We start from the raw sequence: 10,846 nt of genomic DNA, 5'->3' as shown, positions 1-10,846 counted from the left end.
CCGCCCCAGCAGCCCCGGCAGCCCCTCCGCCGAAGATGCCGAGTGCCGCCTTCATCGAACAGGGCGATGCCGCCGCCGGTGCCAACGACATCGCGGGGTGCCAGCGGGTCGCCCGGCTGATCCGCCGCGACGGTGTCGTCATGCCGTCGCCCCTGATGTCGCTGGCCGCCCTCGACCTCAAATATCTCGAAGCGGCGCGGTAGGTCCGCGTCGGACCCCATGCCGATGACGGAAAACGGCCCCTCGTGAGGGGCCGTTTTTCGTTGGTCACCGGGCTCGCAGCCTATCTGACCCGATGTCTCTGCGGATACTCATGCCGGAGTCGCCCATCCGCCAAAGTCGATCATCCCAACCAATCACCTCATCCTGAGGTGCCCGCGTCAGCGGGCCTCGAAGGAGCCCTCCAGTGGTCGCGTGATCCCTGGACCCCTCCTTCGAGGCCGCTACACGGTGCCTCAGAATGAGGTAAAGTCTTGGAAATGCACGTTAAACAGCGTCTCATGCCAGACCTCGATAAGTCTGACTCATTGAGGTCTGCCCGCGCGACTGCCCGGCGGCGGCCGTCCGCCGGACCTCACTAACCCTGACCCATGGGTCCTACGGGATTCACCCATCTGCTCGCCGGCTGGTCCCGTTATCCAAGAGGGTTCGACATGAGGCGCGACCGGCTCCCTCTCCTTCCAGGAGAGGGGACCCGTCGTGCCCGCGAAAGGTGTGAATGCCGTAGCCCAAGGGTCAAGGTCAGTAAGACGTCGTATCAGTGCCGGCTCTGATCGGCGATCGGCTCGGGCGATGCGGTCGCCCGTTTCCAGATGAACGCCACGGCGACGACGAGGACGGCGCAGATCGCGGCGGCGGCCTGGTGCGCGTGGGGCACGGAGGCCACGTGTTCGGCGATGTAGGGATCGGTGACGATCATCTCGCCGGCGATCCAGCCCAGAAGCGCGGCGCCCGCCCAGATGACGAGGGGGAACCGCTTCAGCAACGTGGAGATGAGGGAGGCGCCCGCCACGATGAGCGGGATCGACAGCAGCAGGCCGAAGACGAACAGCGAGACCTCGCCCTTCGCCACCGCCGCGATGGCGACCACGTTGTCGAGGCTCATGACGGCGTCGGCAATGGCGATGGTCCGCACCGCCTTCCACAAGGTCGCGCTGTCTCCCACCGCGTGACCTTCATCGTCCTCGCCGAGGGCGAGCTTCACCGCGATCCACAGGAGCAGGAGCCCTCCGCCGATCCGCAGGAACGGCACCGCCAGCAGATAGGTGATGATGACGGCAAACAGGATGCGCAGCCCCACGGCCGTTCCCGCGCCGAGGAGGATGCCGGTGCGGCGCTGCTCGGGGGGAAGGGATCGGCACGCCATGGCGATGACGACCGCGTTGTCGCCGGAGAGGAGCAGGTCGATCCAGACGATCTGCAGCACCGAGACGAGGAAATGCGAGTCGAGAAAGTCCATCGGCGCTTTCGGTCGGGTCGGAGTGGCAATGGCGGAGGGCGAGCGGCCCCCCGCTCGAACACCGAGAATCCTCGGCCCTGACCGGGCACATCGTGCGGGAGTCTGCGCAATGCAAGCTCCGGTTACGCTCTCCCGGACCGGTACGGGAGATTCCCGTCAGTACAGCACGACGTGCGGAAAAACCTCGATCGTGTCGCCGGGCTCGATGGCGGTGACGTCGTCGTGGAGGGCCGCCAGCCCGTCGCTGCCCGTGAGCGAGGTGAGGAGGCCGGCCCCGTCCCGGGGGAACTTCACCGCCTCCAACCCGCCATCGGCGGCGCGCCTCAGGCTGACGCGCACGAATTCGCGGCGGCCGGCCTTCTTGCGATAGGCGAAGGTGGAGCGGGCCGGGATTGCGAGGGGTGCGCCGAAATGTTCGCCGCCGAGGCGCGCCAGCAGGGGGCGCACCACGAACAGGAGGGTGACGTAGGCGGCCACGGGATTGCCCGGCAATCCGACGAAGGGCGTACCCCGCACGACGCCCATCGCCACCGGACGGCCCGGCTTGATGCCGAGACGCCAGAACACCAGGCTGCCGACGCTCTCCACCGCCGGCTTCACATGGTCCTCCTCGCCGGTGGAGACTCCGCCGGAGGTGAGGAGGAGATCGTGGGCGGACGCGGCCTCCGCGAGGCGCGTGGCGAGAACCGCCCGGTCGTCGCGCAGTATCCCGAGGTCGCTCACCTCCGCGCCGAGGCGCTTCAGGAGGGCGACCAGCATCACCCGGTTGGAATCGTGGATCGCCCCCGGCGCCAGGACGGCGCCCGGTTCGGCCAGTTCGTCGCCGGTGGAGAACACCGCCACCGTGAGGCGGCGGCGGACGGCCAGGGACGAGCGGCCGGTGGCGGCGGCCAAAGCCACGTCCTGCGGCGACAGGCGCCGCCCCGCGGTGACGATGGTGCCGCCTCTGGGGACATCCTCGCCGGCGAGCCGGCGGTTCGCCCCGCGCTTCAGGCCCTGCGGCAGGACGATGCCGGTCCCCTCCACCGTCACGTCCTCCTGCATGAAGACCGTGTCGGCGCCGCCCGGCATCCGCGCGCCGGTGAAGATGCGGATGGCGCTCGGCCCGTTCGCCATCGTCAGGCCGGCATGGCCGGCGGCGATCCGGCCTTCGACGCTCATCCGCGTCTCGCCCGAAGAAGCGAGGTCGGCATGGCGCACGGCGTAGCCATCCACCGCCGAATTGTCGAAGGGCGGCAGGTCGATCCCGGCGGTCACGTCCTCCGCCGCCACGCGCCCGTCCGCGTCGTGCAGCGGCACGGTCTCGATCCCGGCCAGCACGGGAAGCCGCTCCGCGATCAGCGCGAGGGCATCGTCCACGCTCATCAATCGTCCGCCGAAGGCGAAGCAATCGTCAGTCAGCTGCGCCATGGCGTTCGATCCTGTTCAGGATGACATCGACCGGCTCCGCCAGGGACGCGACGAGATCGGCGATGGCCGCCACGTCGTCGAGATCGACCACGGGGATCCTCGCATCGGGAAACGCCCCGTCGCTGGCGATGGCGACGATGTTCTCGTCCTGCGGATGAAGCGGCGGACGGCCGTTGGCGTTCTGATGGATTTCGATCTTTGGATGGCCCTCGCGCTTGAAGCCTTCCACCAGCACGAGATCGCAGGGGCTTAGACGGCGCAGCAGGTCGGCGAGACCCGCTTCCTCGCCGTCGCGCACCTCGTGCATCTGCACCCACCGAACGGCGGATGAGATCAGCACTTCCGATGCGCCCGCCTGCCGATGCCGGTACGAATCCTTGCCCGGCTGGTCCACGTCGAAGGCGTGATGCGCGTGCTTGATGGTGGAGACCGTCAGCCCCCGGGCGATCAGCGCGGGGATGAGCTTGGCCAGCAGGGTGGTCTTGCCCGCCCCGCTCCAGCCGGCAAGGCCCATGACCCGCATCGCGGGCTCCGTCATGGCCGGGTCCGTCATGGCCGGGTCCGTCATGGCCGGGTCCGTCATGGCCGGGTCCGTCATGACAGGGTCCATGCGCGGGGAAAGCCGAGTTCGGCCAGGGCCGCCCCGGTTTCGGGCTCAGCGAGGAGGGAGAGGAAGGCGGCCAGAGCCGGCTCCCGCGCCCGATCCCCGACATAGGCGAAATCGTAGCGCTCGTCGGTGAGCGGCAGGAAGCCGAGGCCGTAGGCGCGGGCGACGCTCTCGATGGCGACGCCCCAATCCGCCCGACCCTGGGCCACGGCGGCGGCGACAGCATTGTGCGAGCGAGGCTGGTTCCAGAATCCCGGCGGCCGGGCGCCGTCCAGCACCCCGTCGATGAGAAGCCGCGTCCCCGATCCGGTGTTGCGGTTCACCATGATCGCGTCGGGGTCGCGGACCAGCGCCGACACCGCCTCCGCCGCGTCCCGCCCAGCAAAGCTCATGGATCCACCCCTCTGCTCGTCGGCTGCTCCCCTTGCCCTCGAGGGTTCGACCGGAAGCGCGCTGGGCTCCCTCTCCTGGAAGGAGAGGGTTGGGGTGAGGTGCGTGGACTCTCCGATAAGGTCGCACACCTCACCCTGTCCCTCTCCTTCCAGGAGAGGGGACCCGTGGACCCGCGAGATGTGTGACGATCGTAGCCCCGCGAACCGGGTATCGCCGGGGCGGAACACGACGCCCTGCATCCGGCTCCATCCCTCCGCGAGGCGTAAGCTCGGCGTGAGGAAGGGCGTGTTGTAGCGGCCGGTCTCCGGATCGAGGAGATGCAGCGCGGCGATGTCGCATTCGCCACGCTTGAGGGAGGCGAGCCCCCCCGAGGAGCCGACCCAGATGGTGCGGGCGCGGATGCCGCGCTCGGCCAGACGTCCGACGACGGCGTCGAGGCCGATGCAATGGCTGCCCACGAGGGTGAGGTCGGGGGCGCGGGTGCCGGCGCCAATCCGCGACAGGCTCACCCGCTCGCCGGCCTCCATCCCCGCCCGCGCGGCGGGGATGGCGAAGAAGCCGTCGGCCTGGGAGAAGGCCGTCACCGAGCCGGAGCCCTTGGAGAGCGGGACCGCGACCGGGGCGTCCCGCCCATGGGTGAGCGAGGCCATGACGAATTCCATCCGCCCGCGTTCGGAGGCGATGCGCTGGGGCAGCACGGCCTCGACGCTGTCCTCCTCCCGTGGCGGAAGCCCGGCCAGCGACCGGACGAGCGGCACCACGAATTCGTGGAAGGTGAACATCGCCGAGGTCGGGAAGCCCGGCAGGACGACGATGGCCTTGTCCTGCGCCTTGGCGAGGCAGAGGGGCTTGCCGGGCTTCAGGGCGACGCCGTGGACGAGGATGCCGGGCTCGCCGAGGCGCGAGAGGATGCGATGCGAGACATCGCCCGCCCCCTTCGAGGTCCCCCCCGACAGGACGACGACGTCGCAGTCCGACAGGGCCGCGCGGATCGCGTCCTCCAGAGCCGCTTCGTCATCCGCGACGATGCCGAAGGGCACGGGGACGCCGCCATTCTCGGTGACCGAGGCGGCGATGATGGCGCCGTTGGAATCGTAGATGCCGGCGGGCGAAAGGGGCTGGCCCGGAGCCGTCAGCTCGTCGCCGGTGGAGAGCACGGCGATCCTCGGCCGGCGCACCACCTCGACCTCGGCGAGGCCGCACGCGGCGAGCATGCCGATTTCCCGCGCGGTGATCACGCTGCCCTTGCGCAGCACGGTCTCGCCGCGCGCCATGTCGGAGCCGGCATAGCCGACGAATTGCCCAGGTGCTGCCACCCGGTCGAGGTCGATGGCGAGCGGACCGTCGCCGGATGCGATGCCCGTGGCCTCCACCATCACCACCGCGTCGGCTCCGCGCGGCATCACCCCGCCGGTGGCGATGGCCGTCGCCGTGCCGGGCAGGACCACGAGCCGGGGCGCGACGCCGCAGGCGAGGATCTCATGGTTGAGGCCGAGGCGGCGCGGCTCGGCCTGGCTCGCGCCCATCGTGTCGGAGGCGCGGAGGGCGAAACCGTCCACGAGAGCCCGGTCGAAGGGAGGCACGTCGATGGGCGAGGCGACGTCGCCCGCCAAGGCGCGGCCGAGGCAGGCCGCCAGCGGCACGCTCTCTCCCGGCAGCGCGGCATGCGGAACCGCCGCGCGAAACCGCGAGACGGCCTCGTCGCGGCTGACCACCTGGAGGAACTGCTCCTGGCGTGCCGCGCGCGACAGCCTCGCCAGGAAGTCTTCTCTCGTCTCAACTCCGTCGGGGCGGTTCACAGGGGCACGATCTCGATCCACTCGCCCTCAGGGTAGCCTTCCCGCTCCGGCGGTACCAGAACCGCGCCCTCCGCGAGGATCAGACGCCGCAGCGGCAGATCCCCGCCGCCGATGGGCTCCACCCCCTCCCGTGTCGTTCGCACGAAGACGATTTCGCTCATGCCGACGGTGGAGGCGATCTTCCGGGTGAGGCGGCCTTTGACGCCATCGGGCGGAGCCGTGCCGGAGAGACGGGCCAGCAGGGGCCGCCCGAGGGCGAGGAATGTCGCGAGAGCGGCATCCGGCCGACCGGGCAGCAGCAGGACCGGGACCGTCCCGATCCGGCCGAACCCGGCGCTCTCCCCCGGATGCAGGGCGATCCCGTGGGCGTCGAGGCGGCCCGTTCGGGCGAGGGCCTCCGCACTGTGATCGGTGCGGCCGAACCCGGTGCCGCCGACAACGAGCACCGCGTCGGCCCCATCGACCTGCAGCGCAGCGGCGATGGATTCCACGTCGCGGGCGGAGACGCTCGACGTGATCCGAGCTCCCGCCGCCACGACCCAGTCGGAGACCGCCGAGGCAGCACCATGGCCGATCGCGACGATGTGGATATGGGGCCTGCGCACCGCCACCGCCTCGATCCCGACCCCGGCGAGGGCGAGGGCACGAAGCGGCGTCAACCGCTCGCCGGCCCGCGCCAGCACGTCCCCGCGCGCAGCCTCCTGGCCGAGGCGAGAGACGCCCTCGCCCTGCGCCGCATCGGCGACGATGTCGCCATCGCTGTGGAGGGCGTCCGGCGGCAGCACGGTATCGGTAACCAGCGGCAGCGCGTCGCCATCCTCCACCCATGTGGGAGGTGAGCGCAAGGCAACGGGTGCGTAGGGAGAGGCGCCGGTCACATCTCCGGCGGCCACGGCCCAACCGTCCCGGCGCGCGCGCGGCTCGGCGGGATGATCGCTGAGAGCGACCGCATCCTCGCCGAGGACCAAGCCGATCCCCTCCCGCACGGGCGCGAGGATGGTGGCGACGGGCGCGACCTCGAGGAGCCGCGCCAGGGCCTCGTCGAGGGGCATCGAGGCCGAAGTGGCGGACCGGATCGACATGCACCGAGACGGATGCGGCATCGCGACCGGGTGAGCAACCCCGCTTGTGGCGGATCAGCCGAGCGGCCGGCGGCGGGGAAGACAGGAGGCGTTGCCACGACTAAAAGCGAGGCTGATCGGATGTCTGAGCTTATGCTCATGCCGACGACGATCAACTGCCGAAGTCGGTCATTCCATCAGACGACCTCATCCTGAGGTGCCGGAGCGTAGCGAAGGCCTCGAAGAAGCCCTCCAGAGGCCGATGCGATCCCTGGAGGGCTCCTTCGAGGCCGCTACCCGGCACCTCAGGATGAGGTGAAGCCTTGGACGAATGACTTAAACGGGCTCGGATTCTCAGCATTCTGGCCCTTTAGGAGAGCGACGGCATGGGGTGGACATCAGGGTCGTCGGCTCGACCTCGATCCTCGCGGGTCACGATCCGCCGGGCCTTGTCGATCTGCGCGGCGCTCCTCATCCTCTCCGCCCCCCTGCCGGCCTCGGCCCAGTTGCGTGGGCATGGCGGGCCGGTGCGGGCTCTGGCCATCGCGGCGGACGGACGCATGGCGATCTCGGGCGGGTTCGATCAATCGGCCATCCTCTGGGCGATCGACCAGGGAACGGCCCTCACCGTCCTTCGATTTCACGATGGCGCGGTGAATGCCGTCGCCGCCCTCGACGAGGGCCGCTTCGTCACGGCGAGCGCGGATGGGCGCATCGCCCTGTGGCAGGGCGGGCGCCCCGAGCCGGTGGAAGTCTTCGCCGACCATTCCGGGCCGATCGTGGCCCTCGCGGTTTCGCCGGACAGGACGCACCTCGCCTCCGCCTCCTGGGACGGCACCGCGCATATCCGCCCCCTCGCCGGCGGAATGGTGCGGGTGCTGGGGGGCCATGCCGGCAACGTCAACGCCGTCGCCTTCCTCGCCGATGGCAGGCCCGTGACGGGAGGCTACGACGCCACGCTTCGAGTCTGGCCTCGCACCGAGACCGACGAACCGCCACGCATCGTTCAACTGCCGTCACCGATCAACGCCGTGGCCGTGACCCAGGACGGCGAGATCGCCGCCGCCGGGGCCGACAGCGTGGTGCGGTTCCTCTCCGCCGACGGGACCCTCCGCGCGTCGGTGGACCTCGCCACGAACCCCGTCATCGGGCTTGCCGTGTCGCCGGACGGGCGACGGGTGGCCGCTGCCACGGTGGCCGGCACCGTGGCCCTGATCGACAGACGTGCGGCCAAGGTGGCGTTCAGCCTCGTCGGACCCGGACTTCCGGTCTGGTCTCTCGCCTTCCGGCCCGATGGAACCGAGTTGCTGACCGGGGGCGGCGACAGGCTGGTGAGACGTTGGGATGCCAGGACCGGCGATCCGATCGGGCCGCTATCGATGCCGCGGCCGGCGGATTCGCTGGCGGCCTACAAGGGCGATCACGGGGCGGAGGTGTTTCGTGCCTGCGTCGCCTGCCACAGCCTGACGCCGGAGGACGGCCACCGTGCCGGCCCCACCTTGAGCGGCGTGTTCGGCCGCCGCATCGCCACCGCCGACGGCTACACGTTCTCGCCGGCCCTGAAGGGCCTCGACATCGTCTGGGATGCGCGGACCATCGCGAAGCTCTTCGAGATCGGCCCGTCCCGCTACACCCCCGGCACCAAGATGCCGGAGCAGACGATCAACGACCCGGACGACCGCGAGGCCCTGGTGCGGTTTCTCGAGAAGGCGACGAAGACCCGGTGATCCACGGAGGCTTCACTGTGTGTCACGAAATTCCCGGTCACGGTCGGTTGTCGCCCAGAGCACCACGGCACTGCGGACGATTATCGCGAGACACCGAAAGCCCGTTTGCACCGTATTTCCAACGCTTTACCTCATCCTGAGGTGCCGCGGAGCGGCCTCGAAGGAGGCCCCCCAGAACCCGCTGAGCGAACCGGAAGGCTCCTTCGAGGCCCGCTGACGCGGGCATCTCAGGATGAGGTGATTGGATGGGAAGATCACTCTGCCAGGAGCATCCGCTGAGCGATCCGATCAGACAGGGTGTTAAGCGCCGCCGGTCCCGCTCGTCTCCCGCGCGCGAAAATAATCCTCGGAGGTCCGCGGCTTCGAGCGCTCGGGCACCGTGTGCGGGTCGAAGGCCTCGTTGACGACGACTTCGACGCGGCAGGTGTCGCACATCATCAGGGTGCGGATCCGGGCCTCGCCGGCGCTGCCCTTGAACATCCAGTGGCGGCCCTGAAGCTTCTCGATGACCCGCTCGATGCTGCTGCGCGTGCCGAAGGGCTTGCCGCAGGACACGCAGTCGAACGGCTCCTCCTCCTTGACGATGCGGCGCGGCTGGCTCCAGGCGGAGAAATCCACCTGCGGCTTCAGGGTAATCACGTTCTCCGGGCAGGTGGCGGCGCAGAGCCCGCATTGCACGCAGAGGCTTTCCTCGAAGGCCAGAAGCGGCCGGTCCTGACTGTCGCTGAGGGCGTGGGTCGGGCAGGTGCCGACGCAGGCGAGGCACAGGGTGCAATCCTCGCTGCGGAAGTCGAGACCGCCGAAGGGCGATCCGGCCTCCAACGGGACCACGGCCACGGGGGCCGGGGCGGCCACATGCATCTCGCGGAAGGCGAATTGCAGGACGTTGCGCTTGGGCCCTACCGGCATGAAGGCGGCGGGAACCGGGGCGGGGGTACCGAAGCTGCCGGACGACAGGGCGGCACCGAGCCGATCCGGATCGTCGGTCTCAATCAACGAGATCACGGGCGTCCCATCGGCGGCACCGTAGCCCAATGCCCCGGCGAGCGTGTCGGCGAGGAGCACCATCCTGCGCAGGGGCGCGATGTCGTGCTTGGGACGGTCGCGGACGAGGAGGCGGATGCCCACGGCGCCGTAGGCGAGAAGCGCTGCGGCGGCCTCCGGGCCGAGTTGCGTGACCTCGTTGACGGCGACCGGCAGAACGTTGGCCGGCAGGCCGTCGCCGTAGCGGGCCAGCGCCTCGATCAGGGGCTCGCCATGCTCCTCATCGTGGAAGAGAACGATTCCGTCGCGTCCCCCGGCCTCGTGATAGGCGCGCATCAGGGTCCGCAGGCGCCGCATCAGCGCGTCGGCGGCGGGCAGGGCATAGGCGGCGGCGCCGGTGGGGCACACCGAGGCACAGGAGCCGCAGCCGGCGCAGATGTACGGGTCGATGGCCACATGATCGCCGGCGGGCGTGATGGCCCCGGTGGGGCAGACATCGAGGCAGCGGGTGCAGCCGGTGATGCGCGAGCGCGAATGGGCGCAGAGATCGGCGTGGAAATCGACGAAGCGCGCCTTTTCGAACTCGCCGACGAGATGGGAGATCGTGAAGATCGCCCGCTCGACGGCGGCCGGATCGCCGGGATCGGCGCGGACATAGCCGCTGCGCAGGTCGTGCGCGGGAAACAGCGGTGTGCCGCCCGTCAGATCGAGGACCACGTCGCAGGTGGAGGTGGCGCCGTCGCGCGACGGGCCGAAGGACAGGGATTGGCGGGATGACGGGCTCGGCACCGCGTAATCGTCGATGCGCAGGGAGAATGCCCCGAGATGCCCGCTCGCTGATACGACGCTGCCCTGAAGCACGGGAAATTCGTGGCGGCGCGGCACCGGCACGTCGCGGGGGCGGCTGAGCAGCACCGTCACGTCGAGATGATCGGCGAGGCGCCGTCCGGCCTCAATGGCGACCTCGTCGCTGCCATAGATGAGGGCGACGCCCTGGCTGACCATCGCGACGGTGCCCGGCGCGGGAGATGTCTCCGCCGCGGCGGCGAGGAGGGCCGCGATCTTCGGCCCGGCCGCGTCGGCCTCTCTCGACCAGCCCGCCTTCTCGCGGATGTTGGCAAAAGTCACGCGAGACTCCGCCCCGGTCCCGGCGGCGATGTCGGTGAAGAGGGGGGCCTGGAGCGTGCAGGAGACGGTGACGGGCGTGCCATGCGACAGCGCCTCCTCGAACCGGGCGATCTCGCGCCCGCAGAGTTGATCGGCGGTCTCCAGGCGGCCACCGCACGCCTTGCCGATCGCCGCTCCATCGAGGGCGACGGTCTCATCGCAGGAGCACGCGAACACGATCCGGTCGGACACAGATTTACCCCGAACGTTTGGTCACAGCGCCAAAGAGGGCCGGCCCC

General features: G+C 70.0%; 7 protein-coding genes and 1 pseudogene. 2 read left to right on the top strand and 6 right to left on the bottom strand.

Features of this window, described 5'->3' with window-relative positions; all coding sequences use genetic code 11:
- A pseudogene (locus FPV16_RS23690) lies at nucleotides 1-203 on the top strand (hypothetical protein); the annotation flags it as partial.
- Nucleotides 204-757: 554 nt separating this feature from the next.
- Here FPV16_RS23690 and FPV16_RS23685 read toward each other — a convergent pair.
- The 5 genes from FPV16_RS23685 to FPV16_RS23665 form a co-directional block, all read right to left on the bottom strand.
- Complete coding sequence (locus FPV16_RS23685; protein WP_227440986.1) at nucleotides 758-1,459, bottom strand: TerC family protein; 702 nt, start codon at nucleotides 1,457-1,459, stop codon at nucleotides 758-760.
- A gap of 156 nt (nucleotides 1,460-1,615) precedes the next feature.
- Nucleotides 1,616-2,869 carry a gephyrin-like molybdotransferase Glp gene (gene glp, locus FPV16_RS23680; RefSeq protein WP_227440985.1) on the bottom strand — a complete coding sequence of 418 codons (1,254 nt, stop codon included), beginning with the start codon at nucleotides 2,867-2,869 and terminating at the stop codon, nucleotides 1,616-1,618.
- Nucleotides 2,853-3,392 carry a molybdopterin-guanine dinucleotide biosynthesis protein B gene (gene mobB / locus FPV16_RS23675; protein WP_413629348.1) on the bottom strand — a complete coding sequence of 180 codons (540 nt, stop codon included), beginning with the start codon at nucleotides 3,390-3,392 and terminating at the stop codon, nucleotides 2,853-2,855. Before mobB ends, glp begins: the two co-directional genes overlap by 17 nt.
- Before the next feature lie 71 nt (nucleotides 3,393-3,463).
- Nucleotides 3,464-5,668, bottom strand: coding sequence for a molybdopterin biosynthesis protein (locus FPV16_RS23670; RefSeq protein ID WP_227440984.1), 2,205 nt, complete (start codon nucleotides 5,666-5,668; stop codon nucleotides 3,464-3,466).
- Entirely contained in the window at nucleotides 5,665-6,750 is a 1,086-nt protein-coding gene (locus FPV16_RS23665) for a molybdopterin-binding protein (RefSeq protein WP_227440983.1), read from the bottom strand. Before FPV16_RS23665 ends, FPV16_RS23670 begins: the two co-directional genes overlap by 4 nt.
- A gap of 365 nt (nucleotides 6,751-7,115) precedes the next feature.
- Here FPV16_RS23665 and FPV16_RS23660 point away from each other — a divergent pair, with 365 nt between their 5' ends.
- Nucleotides 7,116-8,456, top strand: coding sequence for a c-type cytochrome (locus FPV16_RS23660; protein WP_227440982.1), 1,341 nt, complete (start codon nucleotides 7,116-7,118; stop codon nucleotides 8,454-8,456).
- Between the two features lie 300 nt (nucleotides 8,457-8,756).
- Here FPV16_RS23660 and FPV16_RS23655 read toward each other — a convergent pair whose 3' ends face one another.
- Complete coding sequence (locus FPV16_RS23655; protein ID WP_227440981.1) at nucleotides 8,757-10,799, bottom strand: 4Fe-4S dicluster domain-containing protein; 2,043 nt, start codon at nucleotides 10,797-10,799, stop codon at nucleotides 8,757-8,759.
- Between the last annotated feature and the right edge of the window lie 47 nt (nucleotides 10,800-10,846).

It is taken from the genome of Methylobacterium sp. W2 (genome assembly GCF_020662345.1).
In the GTDB taxonomy this organism is placed as follows: Bacteria; Pseudomonadota; Alphaproteobacteria; order Rhizobiales; family Beijerinckiaceae; genus Methylobacterium.
This window is presented reverse-complemented; position numbering and strand designations above follow the sequence as displayed.